General features: G+C 62.2%; 25 protein-coding genes. 6 read left to right on the top strand and 19 right to left on the bottom strand.

What is annotated here, in order from left to right:
- Positions 1 to 34: 34 nt before the first annotated feature.
- The 10 genes from ACFPPB_RS07675 to ACFPPB_RS07630 all read right to left on the bottom strand — a co-directional run bounded on the left by ACFPPB_RS07675 (position 35) and on the right by ACFPPB_RS07630 (position 8,265).
- Positions 35 to 556, bottom strand: a complete 522-nt coding sequence (locus ACFPPB_RS07675; RefSeq protein WP_377325995.1) for an RNA polymerase sigma factor — start codon at positions 554 to 556, stop codon at positions 35 to 37.
- Positions 557 to 885: 329 nt separating this feature from the next.
- Positions 886 to 2,847 (bottom strand): DUF3363 domain-containing protein, encoded by a 1,962-nt coding sequence (locus ACFPPB_RS07670; RefSeq protein ID WP_377325993.1) that lies wholly within the window; start codon positions 2,845 to 2,847, stop codon positions 886 to 888.
- A gap of 435 nt (positions 2,848 to 3,282) precedes the next feature.
- Positions 3,283 to 3,870, bottom strand: coding sequence for a S26 family signal peptidase (locus ACFPPB_RS07665; RefSeq protein WP_377325991.1), 588 nt, complete (start codon positions 3,868 to 3,870; stop codon positions 3,283 to 3,285).
- Positions 3,867 to 4,400 (bottom strand): DUF2840 domain-containing protein, encoded by a 534-nt coding sequence (locus ACFPPB_RS07660; protein ID WP_377325989.1) that lies wholly within the window; start codon positions 4,398 to 4,400, stop codon positions 3,867 to 3,869. The genes ACFPPB_RS07665 and ACFPPB_RS07660 overlap by 4 nt, the downstream gene beginning before the upstream one ends.
- The gene (locus ACFPPB_RS07655; RefSeq protein WP_377325987.1) at positions 4,397 to 4,648 is read right to left on the bottom strand and encodes a chromosome partitioning protein ParB; all 252 of its coding nucleotides are present in this window, start codon (positions 4,646 to 4,648) and stop codon (positions 4,397 to 4,399) included. The genes ACFPPB_RS07660 and ACFPPB_RS07655 overlap by 4 nt, the downstream gene beginning before the upstream one ends.
- Complete coding sequence (gene parA / locus ACFPPB_RS07650) at positions 4,645 to 5,283, bottom strand: ParA family partition ATPase (RefSeq protein WP_377326302.1); 639 nt, start codon at positions 5,281 to 5,283, stop codon at positions 4,645 to 4,647. Before parA ends, ACFPPB_RS07655 begins: the two co-directional genes overlap by 4 nt.
- Positions 5,284 to 5,572: 289 nt before the next feature.
- Positions 5,573 to 6,400 (bottom strand): replication initiator protein A, encoded by an 828-nt coding sequence (locus ACFPPB_RS07645; RefSeq protein ID WP_377325985.1) that lies wholly within the window; start codon positions 6,398 to 6,400, stop codon positions 5,573 to 5,575.
- A gap of 26 nt (positions 6,401 to 6,426) precedes the next feature.
- Positions 6,427 to 6,642 carry a helix-turn-helix domain-containing protein gene (locus ACFPPB_RS07640; protein ID WP_465269354.1) on the bottom strand — a complete coding sequence of 72 codons (216 nt, stop codon included), beginning with the start codon at positions 6,640 to 6,642 and terminating at the stop codon, positions 6,427 to 6,429.
- Between the two features lie 164 nt (positions 6,643 to 6,806).
- Positions 6,807 to 7,577, bottom strand: coding sequence for a DUF2285 domain-containing protein (locus ACFPPB_RS07635; protein WP_377325981.1), 771 nt, complete (start codon positions 7,575 to 7,577; stop codon positions 6,807 to 6,809).
- A 340-nt stretch (positions 7,578 to 7,917) separates the two neighbouring features.
- Positions 7,918 to 8,265 (bottom strand): DUF2958 domain-containing protein, encoded by a 348-nt coding sequence (locus tag ACFPPB_RS07630; protein ID WP_377325979.1) that lies wholly within the window; start codon positions 8,263 to 8,265, stop codon positions 7,918 to 7,920.
- Between the two features lie 377 nt (positions 8,266 to 8,642).
- Between ACFPPB_RS07630 and ACFPPB_RS07625 the strand changes: the two genes are divergently transcribed.
- Positions 8,643 to 8,936 (top strand): helix-turn-helix domain-containing protein, encoded by a 294-nt coding sequence (locus ACFPPB_RS07625; protein ID WP_377325977.1) that lies wholly within the window; start codon positions 8,643 to 8,645, stop codon positions 8,934 to 8,936.
- 70 nt (positions 8,937 to 9,006) lie between these two features.
- On the opposite strand, the gene ACFPPB_RS07620 is transcribed toward ACFPPB_RS07625, so the two are convergent.
- Positions 9,007 to 9,321, bottom strand: coding sequence for a DUF736 domain-containing protein (locus tag ACFPPB_RS07620; RefSeq protein ID WP_377325975.1), 315 nt, complete (start codon positions 9,319 to 9,321; stop codon positions 9,007 to 9,009).
- A gap of 818 nt (positions 9,322 to 10,139) precedes the next feature.
- Here ACFPPB_RS07620 and ACFPPB_RS07615 point away from each other — a divergent pair.
- Positions 10,140 to 10,805, top strand: a complete 666-nt coding sequence (locus ACFPPB_RS07615) for a hypothetical protein (RefSeq protein WP_377325973.1) — start codon at positions 10,140 to 10,142, stop codon at positions 10,803 to 10,805.
- 189 nt (positions 10,806 to 10,994) lie between these two features.
- Here ACFPPB_RS07615 and ACFPPB_RS07610 read toward each other — a convergent pair whose 3' ends face one another.
- Positions 10,995 to 11,735, bottom strand: coding sequence for a hypothetical protein (locus ACFPPB_RS07610; protein WP_465269353.1), 741 nt, complete (start codon positions 11,733 to 11,735; stop codon positions 10,995 to 10,997).
- A gap of 206 nt (positions 11,736 to 11,941) precedes the next feature.
- Here ACFPPB_RS07610 and ACFPPB_RS07605 point away from each other — a divergent pair, with 206 nt between their 5' ends.
- Together ACFPPB_RS07605 and ACFPPB_RS07600 are read left to right on the top strand one after the other, a co-directional pair.
- Positions 11,942 to 13,096 carry a hypothetical protein gene (locus ACFPPB_RS07605; RefSeq protein WP_377325971.1) on the top strand — a complete coding sequence of 385 codons (1,155 nt, stop codon included), beginning with the start codon at positions 11,942 to 11,944 and terminating at the stop codon, positions 13,094 to 13,096.
- 201 nt (positions 13,097 to 13,297) lie between these two features.
- Positions 13,298 to 13,708: an H-NS histone family protein gene (locus ACFPPB_RS07600; protein WP_377325969.1), complete on the top strand. Its 411-nt coding sequence runs from the start codon at positions 13,298 to 13,300 to the stop codon at positions 13,706 to 13,708.
- 18 nt (positions 13,709 to 13,726) lie between these two features.
- Here ACFPPB_RS07600 and ACFPPB_RS07595 read toward each other — a convergent pair whose 3' ends face one another.
- A complete protein-coding gene (locus ACFPPB_RS07595; protein WP_377325968.1) occupies positions 13,727 to 14,212 on the bottom strand; it encodes a JAB domain-containing protein in 486 nt (161 codons plus the stop codon).
- A gap of 439 nt (positions 14,213 to 14,651) precedes the next feature.
- Here ACFPPB_RS07595 and ACFPPB_RS07590 point away from each other — a divergent pair, with 439 nt between their 5' ends.
- Positions 14,652 to 15,278: a hypothetical protein gene (locus ACFPPB_RS07590; protein WP_377325966.1), complete on the top strand. Its 627-nt coding sequence runs from the start codon at positions 14,652 to 14,654 to the stop codon at positions 15,276 to 15,278.
- Positions 15,279 to 15,334: 56 nt separating this feature from the next.
- Positions 15,335 to 16,114, top strand: coding sequence for a hypothetical protein (locus ACFPPB_RS07585; protein ID WP_377325964.1), 780 nt, complete (start codon positions 15,335 to 15,337; stop codon positions 16,112 to 16,114).
- Positions 16,115 to 16,226: 112 nt separating this feature from the next.
- Here ACFPPB_RS07585 and ACFPPB_RS07580 read toward each other — a convergent pair whose 3' ends face one another.
- The 6 genes from ACFPPB_RS07580 to ACFPPB_RS07555 form a co-directional block, all read right to left on the bottom strand.
- A complete protein-coding gene (locus ACFPPB_RS07580; RefSeq protein WP_377325962.1) occupies positions 16,227 to 17,168 on the bottom strand; it encodes a hypothetical protein in 942 nt (313 codons plus the stop codon).
- A gap of 187 nt (positions 17,169 to 17,355) precedes the next feature.
- The gene (locus tag ACFPPB_RS07575) at positions 17,356 to 17,751 is read right to left on the bottom strand and encodes an ATPase (RefSeq protein WP_377325960.1); all 396 of its coding nucleotides are present in this window, start codon (positions 17,749 to 17,751) and stop codon (positions 17,356 to 17,358) included.
- A gap of 408 nt (positions 17,752 to 18,159) precedes the next feature.
- Positions 18,160 to 18,969, bottom strand: coding sequence for a nucleotidyl transferase AbiEii/AbiGii toxin family protein (locus ACFPPB_RS07570; RefSeq protein ID WP_377325958.1), 810 nt, complete (start codon positions 18,967 to 18,969; stop codon positions 18,160 to 18,162).
- A 53-nt stretch (positions 18,970 to 19,022) separates the two neighbouring features.
- Positions 19,023 to 19,625: a type IV toxin-antitoxin system AbiEi family antitoxin domain-containing protein gene (locus ACFPPB_RS07565; RefSeq protein WP_377325956.1), complete on the bottom strand. Its 603-nt coding sequence runs from the start codon at positions 19,623 to 19,625 to the stop codon at positions 19,023 to 19,025.
- Between the two features lie 185 nt (positions 19,626 to 19,810).
- Positions 19,811 to 20,212: a very short patch repair endonuclease gene (locus tag ACFPPB_RS07560; protein ID WP_377325955.1), complete on the bottom strand. Its 402-nt coding sequence runs from the start codon at positions 20,210 to 20,212 to the stop codon at positions 19,811 to 19,813.
- 23 nt (positions 20,213 to 20,235) lie between these two features.
- Positions 20,236 to 23,112, bottom strand: coding sequence for an ATP-dependent DNA helicase (locus ACFPPB_RS07555; RefSeq protein ID WP_377325953.1), 2,877 nt, complete (start codon positions 23,110 to 23,112; stop codon positions 20,236 to 20,238).
- Positions 23,113 to 23,250: the final 138 nt, after the last annotated feature.

Genomic DNA, 23,250 nt, shown 5'->3' with positions numbered 1-23,250 from the left:
GCGATCTACGATTGTCCACGCAAGTCGTCCTTCATCAACGCTCCAAGCTGGCTCGGACATGGGCCAGCGACTCCATGCTGTACTTCTTCACCGTGTGTACGCTCAGTCCGAGCTTCGTAGCGATTTCCTCATGTGACAGGCCGTCGCGTCGCTCCAGCAACAATATCGCCAGTCGGTTGGGCGGCAACTGTGCAAGCGCCTCGCTCACCTGGCGCTCGAAATGTCCCCCTCCTTCAACCAAATGCGTCTGTATCGGGTTGTCCACCATGGCATCGACAGTCGGCGAATCGAACACTACCCGCCCGCGATGCTTGCCAAGGTTGAATTCGCTGACGACATGCGACGCAATACCGTAAATATACGCCAGCGGGTTTCGCACCAACTCAATGGTTTTCACGCGAAGCAGACGCAGATACACCTCCTGCATCACATCGTCCATATCCTGCACGTGTCGCACCCGTCGACACAGGAACCGATGCAGGTCGCCGTTGTAGTTGCGCATGGCCGCAGCGGCAAACTCGCGCGCTTCCACCGAAGACTGCTGGGGTTTCACCATGGCATACACCATCCGGTCGACCGCATGGTCTGGCGGTCATACCTTACGGCTTGCCTTGCAATGAACGCTAGCAACGATCGGCTCCCAATGTATCCGTGGTGGGCGCCGCACGAAAGGCGCCTCTTTCACTCTCATAGTGTGGTGCAAGGGCCGTTTTGGGTACTCAATACCCGCCTCGGTATGTGAAAAGGCCCATATCACTAAGTACCGGACCGGATTTGACGCGAGTCGGCAGGCCGTCCGCGGTAGTTATATGGTAGCGTTCGAAGTGCCGCCAGGCTGCCGGCCACCGGGAATTCCCGCCAGACAGGCATCATGGTTCGGTGGCTTCAACCGATGGACGGGCCGCGTTGCCGCGCAAATTCCCAAGAAATGCCCTGACCGCACACGACAGCAGTTACACGTCGCCCCCGCTTTTGCTCGATCACCGGTTTCCACGGCACGAGGCTGAATCCGGCACCGCCGTCCAACATGGCGTACCGCCCGCTGGCTAGCAGCACGTCACGACGGTAGACGCCGCTGATGGGTTTGGCGTTCTCCATGGGGCGATATATCAGCCCGGTTTCTTCCGCAATTTTTCGTGCCGCGGCCCCGATGTCACGCTCGCGCAGTGTCGCCAGCAGGTTACGCGCTAGAACCACGCGCTGTCCGCGCCGCTGCGCCAGTCCCTGTTCGATCAGGAAGTCGGCGCGCTTGCTCAGCGCGTACTTGACCTCGCCACCAAAGCCCAGGTCGCCCATCCCCTTGTCGCCACCGAGCAATTGTTGGTCGAGCCAGGTGGCGCCAATCACACGGGTTTGCCGTTCGATCGGCAGGTGCGATTTCAGCGCCACTGCCACTCCGCTACCGAGGCGCGGTGCGTCATACTGGCGACCACGTTCGATCAGGTCGTCGGGTACGCGCCAGACGCCCTCGGCCACGCGATCCACGATGCCGGCGCGACGCAAGGCTTCGAGCCGGCGTACATGCGCAGCCACCACTTCACGCGGATCGCGGTCGGGTGTGGCCTGCCCCTGTGCCACGGCCAAGTGATGATCGGTGCGGTACACGCCATCCACGACCAGCGCGGCGACGTTACGGTCGGCGGCGCGCACGTCGGCCGAGCCTTTCACTTCCACCACGGCACCGGTCGGATAGTGCTCCAGGTCCGCGCGCGGCGGCAGCGCCACGTAGTGCGCCTTGCCATTCGTGCCATCAACGATCAGATAGCCCTTGTCGTGCAGTTCACCGGCCAGCCCCTTGCCGACGACGCGACCAACGATAGCTTGACTATCCTTGCCTGGCTGGAACACCGCCAGCTCACGCTGCCGGCTGTTCATGGCGCTCTGCATGGTACGGATGATGTCACCGCGCTCACCCATCGCCCGCAAGGTGGCTTCGGCCTCGGCATGCACGACCCACTTGCCGGGCTGCGACTCGACCGCCAGACCCATACGCTGCAAGCGTTGCAGGCGCCCGATCAGCACTTGTCGTTGGCGCTGCAGCCGGGGCTCGGAAAAACGTTCGATGCGCACCAGGCCGTCGTCACCGGTTTCGCGCTGCAGGGTGCGATCCAATCCCGTCCACCGTTCTTGATCGACCTCGCGCTGCATCGTGCGCTGGATCTCCCGCTCGGTGCGCGGCCCCAACCATTCGGTCGCCAGTTCCGATGCCCGTCCACGCATTCCCTCGGCGATGTAGTCGCGGGAGATGATGAGGTCCTTGCCGGTGTCGTCCTTGCCGCGCAGAACGATGTGGGTGTGGGGGTTGTCCGTGTTCCAGTGATCGACTGCCACCCATTCCAGACGGGTTCCCAAGTCGCCTTCCATACGCGCCATCAGGTGCCGCGTGTAGGTGCGCAGGTCGTCGAGCTGCTCGGCGCCCTCCGGCGAGACGATGAAGCGGAACTGATGCCGATCACCGGCACTGCGTTCCTTGAAGGCATCGAGGTCGGCTGCGTCGGTTGTCGGCCCGTAGGCACGCCCTGCTCCGCCCAGGCGATCGACGCCTTCGCGCTCGATGTAACGCAGATGCGTGGTGATCGAGCGTGGGCTGGCCTTTGCCAGATTGACCAGTCGCGCCTTGATCGCCACGCGCCGGGCGTTGGCGGCCAGTGATCGCCCGGCGAATCGCGCCGCCACATGGCCACGCCCGAGCCTGGCACCGGGTTGCCGACCGGCCTTTCCTATCTTGTTACCAACCTTCGCGCCGGCCTTGTTGGTCTGCCGAAGCACCTGATTGATGAAGGCGTCGCCGCGTTGTTTCGGCGCACCAGGCCGGACGCGGAAACGGTCGTCGTCACGGCTGCTCATGCGGCGGCTCCATCCAAGGCCCTCGCAATCCGGCGGACGAAGCACGCGATTTCGCCAGTACCGACACGGCAGTGCGCACCTTCGCGGCACGCTGCCCTCCCAGGCGCGTGCCGCGCCACCCCCACGTGCAGACTCGCTTTTCGCGCCACGGAGTGCCGCGACCTTTTATCTTGCCCTCCGTCTTTGCCTCTCGCTTCCACTCCAAGCCTCGGCGGCCCGGTGGGGCTGCGCGACGCACAGCGGGACCGCCAGCGAGCGCCCGCCATGGCACGGGCATGGCGCGCCCGGGGCAAGTCGTCTGCACGGGGAATGATCGCGCCGGATGTCGCGCGACGTGCGGCGCGAAAGCACCCACACGGCATGCGCGACGACACGGCGCGGCACACCGGAACGACACGCCGGATGACACGATGACGCGCAGCGAATCGGCGATCGTCATCGACGTGTCTCCAGCCACACCGGATATGCGACGCCGAGCACGGCGGATGCACTGACGGGTCCAAAATACCGGCTGTCGAACGACGCTGGATTCGTTGTGCTGAGCAGGAACAGTTCGCCAGGACGAAGACGCCGACAATGCGCCCATGCACGCAGCGGCCGGCCCATCCCGTCGGCATGCAGCACAGTGGCCGCCGGCACGCCGTCGATGCGCACGACGCCCTCGGTAATGCACACCTGCTGCGGTGCCATGGCAGCGACCGGCTTGAGCAGCGGGATGTGCCATGGCAGGTAACCGCGCCGCGCGGCAAGCGCGGCGGCGCGGGCCGGCAACGGAACCAGCACGATGCGGCCGACGCGCATCGCAGGCGGCAACGAGCCGGCATGGCGTGCGAGCGAATCGACGCGATACCAGCCAACCGCCACACTGTCGGATGGGTTGTAGATCAAGCGTGGCAGCGGCGACACAAATGACGCCCAGGCCAGTGAAGCGAAGCCGCAGGTGGACAGCGCCGCCAGTGCGAGACGAGCGCGCAAGCACGAGCGAGGACGCGACGCGGGGTTGATGGTGGAAATGGCCGTCATGACAGCACCTTTCCGACCCGCCACGCGGCATGCTGCCCGGCGGTGTAAACCGGCAGCGGCCCGCGCAGGGCGAGTCGGTTGCCCAGCGATCGCCAATACGTGGGCAATACGTCGGCCGGTGCGATACCCAGCGCTTCGATGGCGTCGATACACGACAGCACCGCCCGCACCTGCCGTTCGCCTTCGGCATGCAACAGCAGGCGCGCGCCGGGTTGTACACCGGGAATGCGCTGCGCCGCATCCAGCGAGGTACATGCTTGCATGACCATGAGTTGCCAGCGTGTCGCGCCATCGTCGTTGGCCTCCCAGCGGATACGGCCGAAGATCGACGCCGGCCAGAACGCCGCGACGCGCCGCCAGCGGTCGTGTTGCACGTGATACGCCGGCTCGCCGAAGCGCAGGTAAAGGTTGATCCGGTGTGCCAAGTAGGCGAGCGAAACGCGCGTCAATGATGTGCTACTGCTCTGGCTGGCGAGCGCAACGAACGACGGTGCGGGTGGCTGCGTCGCCGCCGTGACGTGGGTGTTCATGATGTGTGCTCCGGGAACTCGCGCTCCAGCAGAGCGCGCAGCAGTTCGGCAACGGTCAGGCCTTGCGTGAAGGCCGATACCTTGATGCGCGCGCGCAGCCCAGGGGTGATATCGAGCGTCAGACGCGCGGTGTAGAGATCGCCTTTCTGGAGAGCATCGGCGTCGCCCTGGCGAATCCACGCCTCGGCGTGCGGGTTCGTCGGCGGACGTGCGCCGATGGCAATGCGCTTGCGGCGTGCATGGCTCATGACGACCACCGCAGCAGCTCGTCGGTGAGCGCGGTGATCTCGCGTGCGGCAGCGCTGTCGGGCGCCAGCTCGCGCGCAAGTTGGCCGACCGCCACACTGTCGGCGAAGACGATGCGCTGACGGATTTCCGATTGCAGCGATGGCAGCGGTTGTTCGGCGAGCGCGCTGCGCGCCTCGCGGCCGATGACGGTAGTGCTGACACGCCGGTTGATGACGAAGGCGGCAGCGAGCTGTGGCCGGAATACTTGTGCGTCGCGGACCAGCGCCACCATCTCGGCACTTGCCCACAGGTCGTAGGGACTGGGCTGCACCGGCACCAGCACACGGTCGGCGGCGAGCAGCGCCGAACGCGCCAGTGCGGCGATGCGCGGCGGCCCGTCGATGACGACGTGATCGCTGCGGCGCGCCAGTTCGGGCGCTTCCTGGTGCAGCGTTTCGCGCGCGAGTCCGACGGCACTGAAGAGCCGCGGGAGTCCCTGCTGGCTTCGACGCTGCGTCCAGTCCAATGCCGATCCCTGTGGATCGGCATCGAGCAGGATGACCTGCTGGCTACGTAGCGCCAGTTCACCGGCGATGTGCGTGGCTAGCGTGGTCTTGCCCACGCCGCCTTTCTGGTTGAGCAGGGCGACGATCACGAGACGATACTCCGCGACGGAGAACGGTCTGTTGATCGACCTGGATAATGTGGTGATTGGTGTTTTGAGCGCCGCCGTTGCTTTTGCGTTTTTGCCCTTGTCCACTGCAACAGCGTGGCTCTACTACCCGTTAATGTTTTTGGGTTAGGTAAGTTAGAGGCCGCGCAAGTACGCACGGTGACTGAGTTCGCGGCCGATTTTGTTGCCTGATAGCACGAGGATGTGTTGCCGGATAGCACGATACTTCGGTTGCCTGATAGCACGAGGCCATGCACCGCTTGTCCCCGGGTTATCCCCGTGCCGCGCGCGGCACGGGCCGGAACGTCAGCCGCTCTGTTTTGCGATCGGGCGCCCATCCGATGCCGAGCACGTAGCCGGGCAATGATTGTTTCGCCACCAGTGCACGCAGGTCGGCGGCGAAGTCGTAGAACCGGGCCATGCTGCCGGACTTGCGATACAGGTACGCGAAGTCGAACTGCCAGCCGCCGGCCTGGCGTCCACCGTGTTTGCGCACGAGGCGATACAGCCAGCGTTCGATGCCACCGGTGAGCCGGAAGTACGCCGGGTCGATGGTCAGCACCAGGGCGGCGTCGAGCACGCCGGCGTAGAACCAATCGGGAAGGACCAGTTCGAGGCCGAGCGGCACACCCTCGGCGTTCGCGCGCTCCTTCCACTCGTTGATCCACGAGAAGCGATGCAGGCGTCGCCCGGTCATCTCGCGGATCGAGGTGGCCACGGTCGTCGATTGCAAGCGATCCAGTGCGGCCTTCAGGCGCTGGTAATCGCGCAGCGACGTGCCGCGGCCGATGAAGCGCAGGATCTCGTAAGGCGTGGCCTGCATCAGCCGCGAGGTCGGGATGCCGGCGTCGCGGGCTTCCACGATCTGGCTCGCGGCCCAGATCAGGATGTCGGCATCCCAGATCGTGGCGATGCCGTACTCGGCCGTTCCTTCCACGCGCACGGTCACGCCACCGGCGCGAAAGTCGATCGGCGCTGTGCGATGCGACTTCGCTAACGAAAAAAACGGGAACGCCATCAAGTCCTGGCTGTCGCGCGGCGCCATGTCGCCCGGCAACGCACGGAACAACGCCAGCTGTTCGCGTGCCGGCCGGGGCATGGCGATGGCCACCCGTGCGCTGATGGTCAGCGCGCACGGCTGTCGACCGAGTGGCGCTCGGCGTACTCGGGGTCGGACGTGGCCTCGAAGCTGCGGGCATCGGCCCAGGCATCGAGGTCGGCAGCGGCGTACATGACGCGCCGGCCGAACTTCCGAAAGCGCGGGCCGCCGCCAAGCACGCGCTGCTTTTCCAGCGTACGCGGCGATAGCCGCAGATAGTCGGCGGCCTCGTCGTTGGTCAAGTAGCGAGCAGTTGGAGGCGCTGCGGCGGATGGCGGGGTAGCGGCGCGGACGGCATAGGGCCGCACAGGAGCGGGTCGCATGGGATGGGCCTCCATCGGTTGAGGGCATCGGCCACGACAACGCAGCCGGATGGAGGCAGTCTCGGGAAAGATCGGGGGCTTGCTCAGGGACGTTTGGCAGGGCCGTGCAAACGTCCCTGTACGCCCGGCGCCTGCTGGAGCAGGCCGCGGTAGCCGCCATGCATCAGCACCGCGCCGCGCTGCGCGAGCCGACGCACGCGGGCGCGCAGCGCGCTGTCCGCGTGCCAGTCGGCCGCGACGACGGCCGGCCCAACCAGCACCTCGGCTACCTCGCGCAAGGTCGCACCGGCCAGCGTGCCATCCAGCGTTTGCAACGTGAGCGGCTCAAGGAGAGCAGCGCGGCTTGGCCGCGTCCAGCTGCGGGCCCACGACGAAGCCGTGCTTTCCATGCGCAGCGGTGGATCGCCGTCGTGGAGCCCATGAACATAAGGCATGCCCTGTTCCAGGGTCGGGGCAAGTACAAAGCGCCGCCAGCACCCCGGTAGCCAGGCGATCAGTGACAGGTATCGACCGTCATGGAACAAGTGCTTGTGGCCGATGATGTCCCACAAGTCGAAGGGCACTGCGTCGTCCGCTGGTGCCAGGTCGGGGTGGAGCTGCGCCGCGCCGTTGGGCTCGGAAGACCAGGCCGGATGTGCGTCGCGCGCATCCAGGCCGGGGTTTTCCGGCGGGTATAGACCCCAGCGCTCAACTACGGCACCTGCCCCAGCACCGACCCGATGGCGATGGCGCCACCAGTCGCTGCAGTAGTCCGGGTTGCGACGCAGATATTCCCAAGCGAGAGCCGGGCCGTCCAGGTGCAGCACGTAAAGGTAGGCGGCACTGGCATGCCAGGCTTCAGGTGAATCGGTCATGGCGCGAGCTCCTGTCACATACAGGGCAACCGGGAGCGGCCACGAACCGAAGTGCGATCGTCAAAGCATCAAGCCGATCGGCGAAGCATTGAGAAGATCGAGCCGATAGGCTCCGGCTTATGGTGTGGCCTGTTCCGGTGCAACGGTCGCGGGCACCGTGTTTCGCTCGCGGTATCGGCCAGCGTGCATAAAATCGAGCATGCGATAACGACTTTTCCGGTCTGACGCACACCTTGATGGTGTGGTAATCCCGATTGATGCCGGGCCGGTCTCAAGCAAGACCGACATGGACACAATGCGCCCGGTTTGGCGATGGCTGGCGGGGCCACACCGTCTCCGATCAGTCCAGGATCGAACCGTTGCGTTTCGCCAAACGCGTGTATTCCGACAGGCAATGCGTGGCCTGGAAATAGCGATCGCGCAGGACCGGCTGATTCAACGGCCCGACGATGGACACCAAGTCCGACAGCCTCACCGTGCCCAGCTCGGGCATGCCGATACCGACATCGCACAGGCCCCAGGCCATATCGCCATCGGCGGGATCGAGCGCGGCCAACAACCAGGTCGCGTGCGCGTCCGGCGTGAACAGCTTGACGACGGGCGGCGGATCAAAGTCTTGCGTAACAGCGCGGGCCTGGCCGTTGACCAGCAGTTGCGCACGTTCGTCATCGGTGATGAGGGGGTTCATAGGCACCACCCCTGCACGGGGCGCTCCACTGGAGTATCGGCTTGGTGACTGTCTGCACCGCTGCGAAATCGCACACAACCGCCGAGGCGCGCATGCGCTTTGGCGCAGATACGGGCATCCGCCAAATCGGTTCCGTGTCTCGCTGCCAAAGCGCCGTTACGCATCCCCACACATCCGTCGAAGCGCATACATGCAGAGGCGACTTTGTGGAAGTCAGTAAAGCCACGAAAGCGGCTCCCGGGATCAGTGGCGATCCGTCCAAGCGGATCAGGACAAAAGCACGGATACGGAAAATCGACTTACTAAATGAACACTATAGATTGTAGCCCTATAGGGATCAATCGGCTGTCATCTTGGTTTCCCGGAAGGAACCCTAGGTGGCGGCGAAGCACTCACTGGCGACGGCAATACGGACGATCAGAAAAGCGCGTGGCCTGAGCCAGGAAGCGTTCTCTGACGTGTCCAGCCGTACCTATATGAGTTCGCTGGAGCGCAACCAGAAAAGCCCGACCATGCACAAGATGACCGAGCTGTGCGAGGTCATGGAAGTGCATCCGCTCACGCTGCTGACGCTGGCCTACGCCGGCACCAGCACGCGCAAGGCCGAGCAGCTTCTGGCGCAGGTACGCCAGGAGCTTGAGGCAGTGTTGAAGGAACGCGACGCGCCGTAGGCGCGTGCGTGACGTGCTGCGCCAGCAGCACGGCGCCCCGCCGCAAGGGACGGGGCGCCGTGGGCGACCGTCAGGCCGCCTGCGGCTTGCTGCGTGACCAGATCAGGTCGTGCGAGCCGTCCTCGCCCTCGATCAGGCGGGCATAGACCGTCGCCGCGAACGAAGGATCGTCGAGGGTCACGGACAGGTAATCCCGCTTGGCCTCGCTGGTCTTCTTCCACGCCGCACCGATGTCGTGGCCGGCTGCCTGAAGACGGAAGTCGGGGGCGTTCTCGCTGTCGCCCTTGTGGTTGGGAACCAGCTTGACCTTGACGTTGAGCGTCAGGGTGCGGAGCGTGCCGGTGAAGCCGTCTTTCTCTGCGATGAAGGTGCCGATGTTAGCCATGGTGTTTTCTCCTTTCGGGTTGAACAAGGTCGCGCCAGTGCGTCCTTGTTGTGATCCGGCCGGCGGGGGATGGGCGGGCCGCACCGCTTGCGGTCGCAACGCAGTGGAGAACCTGGAAGCGCAAAGAATTTGCTGCGCGAGGAAGCCGCGCAGCGGCGGGGAAATTGTTTGCACTGGAAGGTTGCGGCCATGAAGCCCAAGGCGCAGCCGCGCCCTCGCCAGGATTCACAACAAACCAAGGACGTACAGGCCGCCTGTCCCGAATGGAGACAGGGCCGACTCGGCGTCCCCGCAAGGCGGCTGCACCGGTTTGTGCCATGACGCGGGCAAGGCCTACCACCAACGACAAGGTGAAAACACCCCTTGCCGCAACCCTGCGGTGACGTGCTTGAGGCGTGGCGTGGGAGCTCCATAGGCGAGGCCGGGCGGCGTGTCGGTGAGCCGTCCTTCATGACATACAGGCGGCGAACCGTCAGCGTCGAGGACGGCGCGCTTTGGCACAACCTGCCGCAGCAAGTTCGGGCGTAGTGCCTGTGCCCTGGCTTCGCGGCAGGGCGCGCGATCCTGGCAAGCGCAGCGCGCAGCGCCACCAGCGCGGAGGCGTGAGGGATTGAAGCCGACTGGCCGTGACGCCACAAGCGGCACGGGGCATAGCCCGAAAGCCCGGCGGCGCATGGCGCCGATACGCCCAACGCATGGGATCGTCACCTCCCAAGCGTGTCCCCCAAATATCGGCTATACGATATCGGTGGTCGTCAACTCATCGCGCCCACCAAATCACTCTCAATGTCATTCAAGACCGTAGCAAGAGCGATCACATGGCAATCGAAACTCCTTTTGTTGTACAGGCCGGAATTTCCGCTGCAGGTATAGGGATTCAACTCTACATTGCATGGCGTAGCCGGCAACAATCCGCCAGGCAGTCCCAAGACACGCTGGATATGCAACGCCTCGTATCTCATCGATCTACCGCATCATTTGTTGCTGACAAGCGCCAAAGGTGGATCGATGAATTACGCACGGACATGGCATTCCATCTCGCGTTGTCACAGGAAATCGTGTGGAAATGGGATGCGCTTCGCGACAGGACAGCCTTGAAGGTCAGCCAGGAGGCCAACGGCGATCCGGCCGTTGTCAACCGGATCGAGCAGGAAGCTGCGGATGCGTTTACCGCAGAGAACGGGGCACGCGACCGCGAACATCATGAGCGGCACATTCGCCTCAAATTCAGGCTGAATCCCAAGGAACCATTGCACATTGAACTTCGCGCCTGCTTGGATAACATCCGGGCTGTCCTGAATGAAACGCAAGGAGCGCGCACGGAGGCGAATGCGAAGGCACTGATTGGAAGAATGATGACCCTCATTGACCGATCAGCCACGCTCACGGAGCAAGTGCTCAAAGCCGAGTGGACCCGCGTCAAGCAAGAAGTTGCCTACCCGGAAGCGTTAATGGCGACTATCACACAGCCCAATTCGCTGTAACTTCTGACAAAGAAGCTTGGCGAATTGATCGTGCTGCGCGCAAGACCGTTACGCATCCACCTCGTCACCGCTTGGTCGAAGGTGGCGACGAGGTGATTTTGCAGTGGATGTTGAAACCGGGCGCGGCAGGTCTGCCGCGCCCGGTTCGAGGAAAGCCCCGCGCAAACCACGCCGGGCCATGCCGCATCGTCACGCGGCCAGCGCGTGCGCCAGTGCCTCATCGGCCACTACTTCCGGCGCATCGGTGTCACTGGCCACACCCGGTACGCCTTCCGGCTCCATGTGATGTTCCGTCTGGAACACGGCAGGCATCCAGCCGGTGCCCTCGACCAGCCGCTCGGCCTCGCTGGCAATGCCGGCCTTCTTGAGCTTCGACAGACGAGTGACCTGCTCCGGGGCGTACTGGCTGACGGCTTCCAGAATCGCGGCCTTCGGCACGTGTTGGAAATAGCCCTCCGCCGTCGGCTTCCACCATGCCGCCATGTCCAGCCCCACGGCCTGCGCCAGTTCAGTGCCCGGCTGACGCGCCGTGGCACGCGGCGTCACCACGTCCACCGTGGCTGCGACGCACACCGCCAGCAGCCGCACCAGATCGTCTTGCGAGGTCGCCAACAGCACGGCGAACAGTTCGGCGCCGTCCTGCGGCAACGCTTCGCCCGCGACCTCCTGCAACGTGCGCAACGCCACGGCAGCAGGCGATTCGGGCCAGTCCGGGGCCATGCTTTCCAGCCGATCTTGCACGGTCAGGCGCACGCCGAACGGCAGACCGTCGCCGCAGGCGTCGGGCTGCAAGACGGTCTGCACCACGCCATGCACCAGCGCGGCCAGTGCGACGTGTGGGTGCCGGGCGATTTCGATTTGCAGCGCGGCAGTGCGATGTGCGCTCAACCGCTGCGCCAGCCGATCGGACAGGCTCGCGGTCTTCGGCACTTCGTCGGCGTCCGTGTTTTCACCCTCCGAGAAACCCTGCCGCAGCCGTTGCAGCGTGCGCAGCGCCTTGACGTCCGTGCTCCGCGGTATATTCGTTGTTACCCGTCTGTGGCCGAACTTACTTCGCGCTCTCCGTACCACTTGTTCGGGATCGGCATTGGCCAGGTGAATCCGGTTATGAACACCATTCTTGCGAGCACGATCCTATGACCGTCGTGGCAGTGTTATTCGCGGAAACCTTACCGATCATCGTTGCTGACTCGCTGATCAGCAGCAACGATCCTATCTCTGCAAAACCCACCACACCTCTTACGGAGCGAGAACAACGACCTGGCGTACCGGGTTTCCTGCCCGCCGGCACGGCGCGAAAGGTATGGGATCTCGGCAACCGAATGCACTTTCTCTACTCCGGTCGCGTCGATCACGCGCGGCTGGTGATGGAGCACATATGGGCAAAGACGTATGGCGGCGCTACCCGCTACAACGCCTCGCTACACGCGGAAGTGGCTGACCGGGTGCGGCGGGATCAACTGGAAGTCAGTTTCATTGTGCTGAGTGCGGAGCTTGATGACGAAGTCAGCCATTATTATCACGGCCAGATTGCTCAGTGCGATGTGCCTTCGTATGGAAAAGTCATCGCGATCGGAGCCGGTGCCGTGGGCCTGATTGAAGGACTCCTCCTTCGTCCAGGGTGCGTGCTGCCAGAACCGTCAGCGTCGTCGGCGCGGGAGCACATGGATGCCGCATTGCTCAACGCCCTGAACGCCGTTTCCCTGTTGTCGCAGGACTACCTGAGCACCGATTCCGTCATGGCGGCAGCCTCGTCGGGCGGCTACTTCGAAGTCATTCATCCGATCTCGCTTTATATCCCTGAAAAGCAACAGCAGCTTCGGGAAATACTTGGAGACGGCTTTGCCCATGTCTTCCTTGAAATCGACCAGGGGCTGATATCACTGCGCAAAATTGTCTTATCCCAAGCAAGCGGTGATACGAACTTTGTCGTTGCCACGCGCGATGGAGCACAAGTCCCTATCAACGCCGAATCCATCGATGTCACCGCAGAGCAGTTGCTCAAGCTTGAGATACACGAGAAGCGCGATGACACCCTCGTTCTGCCATTCGATGGCTCCGTACCTTTCCACCGAATTTCACACATCACCTTGCACGGTCGCTTGAAGTACCAGAACTGCCCGCATGTCGCCACCGCTCGCAGTATGCATGTGGCACTGAACCATTCGGTTATTGAAATCGGAGCACATCCAGGCGGTATGCGGATTACATTCCCGGAAGCGAATGTGGTCGATCGCTTGGTGGCCCGACTGGTTGCAACGCCATGCCCGCGTTGTGTCGAGCCGGTTTAACGCGGCGAGCCATGCAGGGGATGACGATGGCATAGAATGGAGCACGCCAAGGCGTCATCGAAGGCCCTTCGACTGGAAATCCCGGTAAAGGTAGTCAGGTGACCTACACCATGGAGTGGCCAGCTCCCGGTCCGTACGGAAACGCGCAAGCCCCCCTTCTCGTTGCTCATTTTCATGATGCCATTCACCAGAGGATCTTCCATGACTGTCAAACTCGATGGACTCTCGCCGAACGAACTGCAGGCCCTGATCGCCCAGGCGCAATCGAAAATGGCATCCGCACGTGCGGAGCACATCCAGCGCGTCAAGGCGAAAATCGATGCACTGCTCAAAGCCTCCGGATTGCAGCTCTCCGACGTTTATGCGGGACGTGCCGGCAAACGCGGCAAGCGCGCCGGCGCGGGCGTACCCAAGTACCGTAACCCTGCCGATCCCGCCCAAACTTGGACTGGTCACGGCAAGAAGCCGGCATGGTTCCAGCAAGCCTTGAAGAAATCCGGCGTAACGGCAGATTCGCTGCTGATCACCCAGGCCGTCTCAAAGAATGCCTCGGCAAAGAAGACCGCCAAGAAACGGGCCGTGAAGAAGTCGCCCAGAAAAGCGGCTAGGTAACCTATCGGCATGAGGGCCTCACAAGAGGCCCCTGGTTGCCATCGATACGCAGTCGCCCGCCGACACCACTATATGATCCAGCACGCGCACGCCGATGTGCTGGAGTCCTTCGCTCAACTCCTTCGTGATGGCGCGATCGGCTGCACTGGGTTCGGCCACGCCACTCGGATGGTTGTGAGCCATGATGCACGCGGCCGCGTTGTGCTGCAGCGCCGATCGAATCACCTCGCGCGGATGCACCGAGGATCCATCGATCGTGCCGCGAAAGAGCTTCTCCACCGCCAGGATGCGGTGGCGATTGTCGAGCCAGACCATGTGGAACTCCTCGTGAACGAGTGCGCCGAGCCTCATGCGCAGGAAGTCCGCGCTATCCCTAGGATTGCCGAGACTACCCAGCCGTTCCAGTCGACGCCGCAGGATGTCTTCGGCGGCTTCGAGAATATCGCCCTCCGTCTGTGGCCCATCGATCGTGTAGTGCCCGAGCACGTCGCGTGTGATACCCATGTGCCTTCTCCCCGACGCGGGATTGCGCCGTGGGTACCGGGTGGCGAAGCGGGAAAAGGCCGGCAGCACCGGGAAGCGTCGGCCACGCCGACGCTGGAAGGCGGAAACGTCAGTGGACGAGGGCTTGCCCTTGCGCCGGCCGACCGCGCAGCCAACCTCGCCCACATCAGCGCAACTCCAGTGTCGGGGAGCACGGACAATCTGACGCTCTGCGGACACCTCAACAAGCGAGCAAGTCAGCGGCAGGGTTGCACGACAGCGTGCCTGCGTTGATGGCGAGAACGACGTGCTACGGTGGTCAGAACAACAAGGCCGCTTATCAACGCCACCGACCATGCCGAAAAAGAACGCACCTCACCGCAGAAGACCTGGCACGCTTCAAAAGAACCCCACACTCCATCCCAAGCTGCGTCTGCGATGGAAACGCTGGTTGCCCGGCATGCGTCGCGATCTGACGAGCCTGCTCGCAAGCCAGGAGATATTCTGGGATCTGCAGGAAGTCGCGAAGCAGAACCCGAAGGTACTTCTGCCGGGCGACTTCTTCGACTGGATGTGCTCGAACTACGTGGCGACCGTATCGATCGGCATCCGTAGTTTTACGGATCAATCAAACGGTTCGCATTCGCTCTGGCGGATGCTTTACGAAATCCTGGAAAATCCAGGCATCATCGAACGCGCCGCCCACGTACGCATGTACGTCCCCGCGCCCGGCGCCGAATACGGGCATTCCACCTTCGACAATGTCGTGGGACCAGGACGCGCATTCCTGCCGCAGCAAGCCATTCGCACCGATCTGCGCCGTATCGAGGACAGCAGCGAACGTGTCCGTCGTTTCGTGAACAAGCGCATCGCGCACCGGAATTCGCCAGGCAGGATCCGTCGGCTGCCCAGGTTCAACGAGATCGACGCCGCCCTGCGGACCCTTGACGAGATTCTCTGCAAGTACAACCTGCTGTTGACCGCTCAGGGCATGGCGTCGCTCAAGGCCACCTTCCAACATGATTGGCGGCACGTTCTCTGGGAACCGTGGATTCCCAAGGGGAGCCCGCTTCACCCCGGAGACTAAGACTGTTCATTCTTACCCCTCTACGAAACCGAACATCGCGCCGGCCCGGCAACTCCATGCGAAAAAACTACCGCTTCCAAATTCTCGATTACGTGCCGCCGATCGTGGCATTTCTGGCCGCAGTTGCCGCAATCATTGGTTCACCCAAGTGGTCTCCAGATGCCTCAGGCTTCTCGAAGATCACGCCATTTGGCTGGGTCGTGCTGGCGATCGGCTTCCTCGCCTTGATCACGTCGATGCTGGTGACCTCGCGCAACAAGCGCGAACAGGCCACCCGGAAGAAGACCAAGGAACGCATAGCTGCCATCGGCATTCGTCAGTTGCTGAGGGAGTTTCAGCACACAATCCATCCGATTGCCAATGACTCCATCTGGTGTCGGCAATGTGATGCCCCGGAGTCACCTCTGGATCTGCTCGACCCCAATCGCCGCAAGATTCTCGCATCGCTCGACTTGAATTCGGCATCACCCTACGGGGACGGTTCGTTCGAGGAAATCCGATGGTTCAGCATGCTGGAGCGAGCAGCAAGGGAAGGAGTGGACGAAATCACGACGACGCTTCAGATCTATGCCAGCTATCTGTCCCCGGAAATCATGGACGTGACGACCAAGCTACTCTACTCGGATTTCCTTCGCTTCAGACTGATGCACATCCGTGAGATCGTCGTGGCCAACACCCACCGCGACGCAAATCGTCCAGTCCCCTTCTTCTGTGTGGCGGACGATGAGATGCACAACCAGGACTACGAGGAGTTCTGGCATCTCCTGGCGCAGGCAATGAACCTCTGTGGTGCAGAAGCGACGCTACAGGGTGAGCCACGGTTTACATGGCGCTGAAGCCCATCGTGGCAGGAAAGTGATTGGCTATCACCACGCCACTCTACCGAGATTGCTGTGGTCGGCCGAAACCGCTAAAAGCGGAGCCACGTACCCGCTCCAGTCAAGCGTGCTACAACGCATCAGCGTATTCGATCGCCATCTCAAACAGGCGATCGGCATCGATCGCGAACCGACGTGCGTTCTCCGGGATCTCCTTCTGTATCCACATCATCGACCAGGCGTGCTCCAATTCTGCGCGCAGCATTTGCCTAGCTTCGAGCGGCAGGGTCGGATCCAAGTCTTGCGAACCGTCAACATGCCCCGCCTTGGCTGAGAGTTGTCTGCGCAGTTTCCGGATACTGATTGCTATGCCCTGGACGAAGCTTTCGGCGAGCAGCACAGTCATCGACGTTGGGCGCAGAAGGGCATCTTCCGGAAAGTGTCGTTGCCGATCCGCATCGTCCACCGCTGCGCCGAGTTCGGCCTTATTCAATAGCAAGGCGCGATAGAGCTCCACCAACGAATGTCGCAACGACAAGGACGACACCGTGTCGGTGTATCCCACCACAGCGACAAACGGCATCGGCTCACCGCCCCGCACACCCAACATCAGTCCCTCGCCATAGCAGGCCGCCCCCACCACAAGCAGGTTGAAACGCGCGGCGATGTTCAGCGGGCGAAGCACATCCCCGAGTCGTTCCCACCCCAAGAATTCAGAGCCACCGTTGCCATCCGGCCCCACGAAGCCAGCGGGCGCTTGCCCCGCATGTGGCTTCTCCCCGTGGGCCTCGATGTGCACGATGGGAACACCACGTACGGATACTTCGTTTCGCGCACGATCCAGCCGCACCTCCAGTTCGGCGCGGGAACGACACTGGGCGTATTCGACCTTGCCCGCAGGCACCTTGCCCTGCAGCCAATCACGGAGCGCACTTCCGGTCCGCTCATCCCGCTCGAAAAGCCACTCCACGATCAAGACGTAGTCGAACGAAAGATCGAGCATCCGGCCTTTCAATACCCCCGTCAGGTCGAACTCGTCTTCCTCGTTCTTCTCGTCATCCTCGTATGGCATGGGGTGTCCGACGTGTTGTGAGATTTGCCTGTATGCATCAGGTCGCTTCAACGACGATACGACAGGCCCGCAGAAGGCACCAGCACACACGATCTGGGCGGAGGCGTCTTCCTACTTCGACACGTGCAAGAAGCAGGTGCGCCGCCCTGCCGCCAACAGAACGACGCATCTCGTTGCCGTTGAGCGATTAGCCTAGCGGCCGCCCCGCCCTCGCCTGCAGCCGTTCGATCACACCGGGCTCCACGAACACGCACGCCTGCGTGATCGCGATCGCGACGTCGAACAACCTGGCGAACACTTCGCGCTTCACATGCGCCACGCGGCCGGTTCGGTATGCCTGCTCCGGCTTGAGGCGTTCGCCGCCCGCCGGCGACCCGCTGCGCTGTGGATCGCACTCGACCAGTGCAACGTAACCGTCGTCGAACAGCTTCCGATGTTCGGCGCACAGGCTCCAGCCCGTCGTCGTATGACGCTCCATGCTCGCGCGCAAGCGTCGATCGAGCAGGATCGCGCCGGTGTCGAAAGTTGCGCCACAGACCAGGCAGACATGCTGCTCCAGCGAAACGTGGGATTTCTCGTTCATGACGTGCTCCGATAGCTCGGGCGGGATGGCCCGGCACCGGAGGCGTCACGGCGCAGCGCAAGCCGTCAGGGGTCGCAGACGACCAGAGGCCGCCAGCGTGGAACACGCGCAGCCCTTGACGGCGAGAACGCCGTGATACGGTGAAAAGGCCAGCAGACCACCCACCTCCACTTCCACGTGCAAGCGAAGCGCGCAGGCCCGAAGGGCCGGAGGCGTGAGGGATCAGCGCCGGATGGCCGCGACCCGGTACGGAGCGCGGGGCGCAGCTCGCGAGCCCGGCGGCGGAACGCCGGGACGCAAGACTTTATTACGAGCCCCTCGCCGGCTCTGCCCTTGATGGACGCCGCAACTCACGATAAAACCGGCATACCACAAGCACATCCCCTCGAGTCAACGATACCGCCCAGGTCATCGAGCAATGCGGTCCATTACGAGCATCAGGGCTGACCGCAAGCGACCTACGACGTCGCCCAGGGGTTCGAGCGCCAACCCGTTCTTCTTCAGGAACGCCAGCCATAGCGCCTGCCGCGACGGATCTTGCGCGAATTCGTCCGTGAGCCCGACCGGTAGCTCCGCCGGCACGACCATGCCCCGGCGCTCGAACGTAGCCTGGATCGCCTCGGCAAGCAGGTCGGCATCGAGGATCTCGCGCTCCAGCAACACCGACAGGTCGAAATAATCCTTGAGGCGGCTGTTCGCCATGCCCAGCAGCGCGATGGCGTGGAGTTTTTCCGCAACGACGGTGTAGGTGGGATAGGCTCGCAGTCGCGGCGCTGGCAAATCCTCCAGCAACACGGGATAGACCGAATCCACGGGCCCAGGGACCACGGCGTCGCCGAAGCCGACGTCGATCTGCGTCTTGCACCGCGCCCGGGCCAGTTCGGCCACGACAACGACGCGAACACCACCGTAGCCGGCCTCCTTGCGGATCGACTCGACCGTGACCGAAGCGGGATCGAACACGATGCCGTCGTCCCCCGCGATGGCGGCGACCTCGCGGAACACCTGCGCGACCGAATCGAGGTCGCTCGCGCCAAAGCCCAGCAGGTCGACGTCGCGCGTAGCTCGGTGCGGCATGTCATACCAGAGCGTGAACAACAATGCGCCCTTGAGCAGAAAGCGATCCGCATGCGACGACTGAGTCAGTCGATAGAGGATGCGTTCCAGCGCAAAACGCACCAATACCTGCTGGAAATCGGAGCTCTGCGCCTTCGCCACGTTGAGCAGGCGCGCACGAACGGAAGCGGCCATGTTCGTCGAATGACCTAGCCTCATGCGATGGCCTCCAGGTAGGGACGCATCACGTTGGCCACGCGGCAAATCCTCGCGTAGCGCCAAATCTCGTCCATCGTGACCTTGTGGCTGGCCCGAACCTCCTTCAGCGCTTCCAGCGCCACGTCGAGCCCGATCTTGTTGCGATGCTTGAAGCAGTCGGCCACGGTCTTGGCGACGCCGTACACCCGCAGCAGTACGCCGTCGCGCTGGACGGTCTCGATCCCCGCCGTGTAGGCGTCACCCGTGAACTGCACCATCTTGACCGGCGGATAGTCGATGCGCGGCGCGTGGCTGCCGCGGGGCATGGCGATCCAGACCTGCCGGGGAAGCTGGGTGGTGAGTTCGTGGAACTGCAGCGCGGTGAGCAGGCAGAACACGGCTTGCGGAACCTTGGTCGCCACCGCTGCGAGGCTTTCGTGCTCCGAGCCCTGGTCCGGCAGGCGATAGAGGCCCCGACCGACCCTGTCCAGCCGGCCCGTCGCTACCAGCCGAGTCAGGACGACCCGCGGCACCCGGATGGCGTCCAGATCGCTGGCGCGCAGCAGGCCCTGCCGGCTGGCCAGATCGAGGACACGCTGGGTTTGGGTCGCTGGAAACATAGTGCCAAGCATGTTCCGTTATTTCGCCAAATGCAACTAAAAGTAGAAATAAAGGAACATCGCTCAGTCCGATTCCTGACCTGTGCGGAAGATCGATCTGCACAGCGAAACAGGGGGACGTAGCTCGCGAGCCCGACGGCGGCGCGCCGGGACGTAACTCTAAGATTTATTTTGGCTGGCCGAGACTATGCAAAGAACTTTTTCAGGCGCCGCATTAACCGGGTCGGCTCTTTCGTTTCACATTCCCAAACCATCATTACCCGCCAACCCTCCCGGCGCAAACGCCTTACTGCATGGCGATCACGCCGCCGATTCGCTTCTATCTTTTCCGACCAGAATTCTCGACGTGTGTTCGGCAGCTTCCCTCTCGAGCATTCATGTCCGTGCCAGAAGCATCCGTGAACGAAAATCACGGCGCGATGTCTAGGCAACACAATATCCGGAGTACCGACTAAGCGTCGATCATGGAGCACGAAGCGTAACCCCAATCCGTGGATCAGAGATCTGACAATTCGCTCAGGAGCGGTATGTCGTGTGCGTACCGCCGCCATGATCCTACTTCGGGTTTCCGGTGACACGGTGTCCATCGCGGAAACCTCCTACTTCAAACTCAACGCAGTGCCGCTACGGGCAGATCTCCTGCCGGGGTCGAAATCATCGGCGGAGGCATCATTCCCACTCGGAAATCTTGCCGCTGCCGCGCGCAAACCTGCTTGAAATCGCAGATCTCGCATTTCTTTTTTTCGGGCCGCATCGGAAAATCGTCGGCCAGTATTCCCGCAACGGCCCATTCGACGTTCGAAATCGCATTAGCCACCGCCGCACCGTCGATCGGGATATCCACCCGCCGGTTGTCCTTCAACAAATGAATGGACCCAGTAGCCGCATTCTCACCGAGAACGTCTCTCGCCGCTTTCGCATACAACTGCACCTGAAGCGCCAGTTCAGTCCATTCAAGGTCCTTATTGTTGAGGGCGTCTTGACCTCCTTCCATAGTCTTGAAGTCGATGACCTGTGTCTCGAGGATCTCGCCGCTCTTGGAATAGCGCACCAGCAGATCGATCGCGCCGGTTATTAGGCATCCTTGCGCCGTGAGTTCGAAGCGGGCTTCAACTCGACGCCGATGCGAAAAGTCATCGCCGTAATTCTCGACGTATTCCGCCGCGATTTCCTGCGCTCGTCGTTTGGCGTTCTCGTAGGCACCCGGTCGAACATCAGGCTCTCGACTGGGCGCAACATGCTTGAGATGGAAATTTTCCGCAGCGACCTCGGCCGCCCGCAGAGGCTCCGGCGCCCTTTCCGGATAAAGTTCATGGAGCTTTTCTATCGCAACGTGGACCACACGCCCGTAACCAAACAATTCCGGTACCGGCGGGCTGAAACCGTAACCCTTCCTGAAACGGTAGTCCGCGGGGCAATGCAAGTAGTACTTTACGTCGCTGAATGACGTCGGCAGCAAATTATCGTCTACTCGGGCACGAAGCGGTGAACGCGTCAGCGCCTCGGGAAGCACCGCAACATCCTTAACCATCTCCTCATGATCAAGCCTTGCAGCGAATACAGATTGCTTGTTTTTCCGCTTTCCGCCTGGCAGTGAGGCACAACCGGACACATACAGATAGCGTTCGGCTCGGGTCATGGCTGTGTAAAAGAGCCTCGCCTCGGCTTCCGGCGTACCTGTGTAGGCACCGCTCGCAACGGAGTTCTGAATCAACTCTACGGGTATCCATCCGTCATAACCGGAACGCCTCCCCGGGAACCGCCCGGGAACCACGTCTACAACGAAAACGACGGGAAACTCCAACCCCTTAACTTGATGCACCGTGCTGATAGTGACGGCGTCCGGTCTCGCCACGACGTCTTCTGTAGATGTGTCGTAACCGTCCTCCGCAACGTTGTCGAGGAATCTGACGATGGAACGGAAGCGGTCGGTGCTGTCCACGCTCAGAAATACGCTTTCCACGTCTTGCATAATTCGACTGAACAAACCGATGTCCCGCATGTCGTCCGGAGACAAGGCGGTTTCGGCAAGATTCAAGGCCTCAAGGACATCCAACAGCAACTGCTGCGGATAGAGGCGCACCCGAACCGCATCCTGCGGGCGGTGAATATCGCGCCCCCACTTCGCCATCACCTCTAATAAGCGATCTTCGCGAGCGTTGGGAAAGCTGGCGGCAAGCTGCGTTTTCAGCAGTTCTTGAACCTCAACGCGTCCCGGGTTTGCGTTCTCAAACAACCGAAACAGTTCTCGTAACCCGGCCGGAATAGGCCGCTCAAAGGCGTTGCCGCCGGCACTCAAAGTATATTTGATCCCACGTGCGGCCAAGGCGCTGGAGAACGCGACGTGGCGCGGCAACCCGGATTGTTCCGCGGTCTTGGTCGAGCGCATGAGAACGGCGAAGTCCGCAGGCGTGAGCCCACGCTCGGTACCGTCGCGCTCGACAAACGTCGTCCCGAGCAGCGTTTGTATTCGCTCGGCCACCCACTCGGCCTCGTCATCTCGCTGATCGAAGAAGAACGCACCGAACTGTCGCGGCCGAAGATCGTGAACATGCGTCGGGGCCTTATCCAGCCTAGTGGCTCCTAGCTCCGCTCTGGCGAAGCCGTCCGACGCTTGCACGATCGCGCGCGTGCTCCTGAAGTTCTCGTCCAACGTGTGCCTGCCCGCATCGGGATAACGTCGTTCGAATTCGAGGATGTTACGAACCAAAGCACCCCGCCAACCGTATATCGATTGATCGTCGTCTCCGACAACGAAAATCGAACTTCCAAGCCGGTGGATCGCAGCGACCAGTTCTTCTTGAGATCCAGATACGTCTTGATACTCGTCCACGAGGAGGTGGCGTATCCGACTTAACCGATCGGTCACTCTGGGGGTGTTCCCCGCTTTGTCGACGACAAGCCTGATCATTGACGAGAAGTCAATGAATTGATCCTTCTCCAGTTCCGTTTCTATAGCCCGCAGACAAGCGGCCAACTCCGGGTCCGTGTTCTCCACATCTCCGATAGACACACCCTCGTCGCGCAGAATGTTCCAAGCGATTTGCACGGATTTCAGCGTATCGAAGTAACGGTCTTTATTCCTCCTCCTCAAAGGTCCGATGTCGAGCCGCGGGTATCTGGAGATCAGATATAGTTTGAACCGATTACCGTCCAGTACGTCGTATTGTCGATAACGCGCGTCGGCATCACCAAGCACGTTCTGGCAAAAACCGTGAATAGTTCCGATAAACATCTTTCCTAGAAGGTTTTCGCTCTGCCCGGTCGCCACCAGTACCTGAGCCGTTCTATTTTTGATGTTTTCCGCGGCCTTCTCCGTGAAAGTGAATACGACGATCGATTCCGGGTCGGCGCCGGCGGCGATCAATCTTGCTGCACGATATGCCAACGTCTGCGACTTGCCGGAACCGGCGCAGGCGATGCATAGCACTTCACGGCGATCATCCAGCGCGGCTTCGGCCTGAGGCGGCCTGAGATCACGGCGCACGATTGGGGTAACCTGATTAGCGTCGAACCTCAGTGAAGAAAATTACTCGCCAAGCGCAGCATCGGCTCCGGGCAAGGCTTGCAGAGCACCATCGCGCGCGTCAGCCGCGGCAGCAGGTCGTGCAGTCGAAACCGGCGG

This window comes from Rhodanobacter terrae (genome assembly GCF_042657005.1).
GTDB classification, from domain to species: Bacteria; Pseudomonadota; Gammaproteobacteria; order Xanthomonadales; family Rhodanobacteraceae; genus Rhodanobacter; species Rhodanobacter terrae.
Note: the sequence above shows the minus strand (reverse complement) of the source record. Positions and strands in the feature narration are given on the sequence as shown.

Coding starts and splice junctions, on each gene's coding strand:
- ACFPPB_RS07675 (WP_377325995.1), bottom strand. CDS start 556: ATGGTGAAACCCCAGCAGTCTTCGGTGGAAGCGCGCGAGTTTGCCGCT.
- ACFPPB_RS07670 (WP_377325993.1), bottom strand. CDS start 2,847: ATGAGCAGCCGTGACGACGACCGTTTCCGCGTCCGGCCTGGTGCGCCG.
- ACFPPB_RS07665 (WP_377325991.1), bottom strand. CDS start 3,870: ATGACGGCCATTTCCACCATCAACCCCGCGTCGCGTCCTCGCTCGTGC.
- ACFPPB_RS07660 (WP_377325989.1), bottom strand. CDS start 4,400: ATGAACACCCACGTCACGGCGGCGACGCAGCCACCCGCACCGTCGTTC.
- ACFPPB_RS07655 (WP_377325987.1), bottom strand. CDS start 4,648: ATGAGCCATGCACGCCGCAAGCGCATTGCCATCGGCGCACGTCCGCCG.
- ACFPPB_RS07645 (WP_377325985.1), bottom strand. CDS start 6,400: ATGCCCCGGCCGGCACGCGAACAGCTGGCGTTGTTCCGTGCGTTGCCG.
- ACFPPB_RS07635 (WP_377325981.1), bottom strand. CDS start 7,577: ATGACCGATTCACCTGAAGCCTGGCATGCCAGTGCCGCCTACCTTTAC.
- ACFPPB_RS07630 (WP_377325979.1), bottom strand. CDS start 8,265: ATGAACCCCCTCATCACCGATGACGAACGTGCGCAACTGCTGGTCAAC.
- ACFPPB_RS07620 (WP_377325975.1), bottom strand. CDS start 9,321: ATGGCTAACATCGGCACCTTCATCGCAGAGAAAGACGGCTTCACCGGC.
- ACFPPB_RS07615 (WP_377325973.1), top strand. CDS start 10,140: ATGGCAATCGAAACTCCTTTTGTTGTACAGGCCGGAATTTCCGCTGCA.
- ACFPPB_RS07605 (WP_377325971.1), top strand. CDS start 11,942: ATGACCGTCGTGGCAGTGTTATTCGCGGAAACCTTACCGATCATCGTT.
- ACFPPB_RS07600 (WP_377325969.1), top strand. CDS start 13,298: ATGACTGTCAAACTCGATGGACTCTCGCCGAACGAACTGCAGGCCCTG.
- ACFPPB_RS07595 (WP_377325968.1), bottom strand. CDS start 14,212: ATGGGTATCACACGCGACGTGCTCGGGCACTACACGATCGATGGGCCA.
- ACFPPB_RS07590 (WP_377325966.1), top strand. CDS start 14,652: ATGCGTCGCGATCTGACGAGCCTGCTCGCAAGCCAGGAGATATTCTGG.
- ACFPPB_RS07585 (WP_377325964.1), top strand. CDS start 15,335: ATGCGAAAAAACTACCGCTTCCAAATTCTCGATTACGTGCCGCCGATC.
- ACFPPB_RS07580 (WP_377325962.1), bottom strand. CDS start 17,168: ATGCCATACGAGGATGACGAGAAGAACGAGGAAGACGAGTTCGACCTG.
- ACFPPB_RS07575 (WP_377325960.1), bottom strand. CDS start 17,751: ATGAACGAGAAATCCCACGTTTCGCTGGAGCAGCATGTCTGCCTGGTC.
- ACFPPB_RS07565 (WP_377325956.1), bottom strand. CDS start 19,625: ATGTTTCCAGCGACCCAAACCCAGCGTGTCCTCGATCTGGCCAGCCGG.
- ACFPPB_RS07560 (WP_377325955.1), bottom strand. CDS start 20,212: ATGGACACCGTGTCACCGGAAACCCGAAGTAGGATCATGGCGGCGGTA.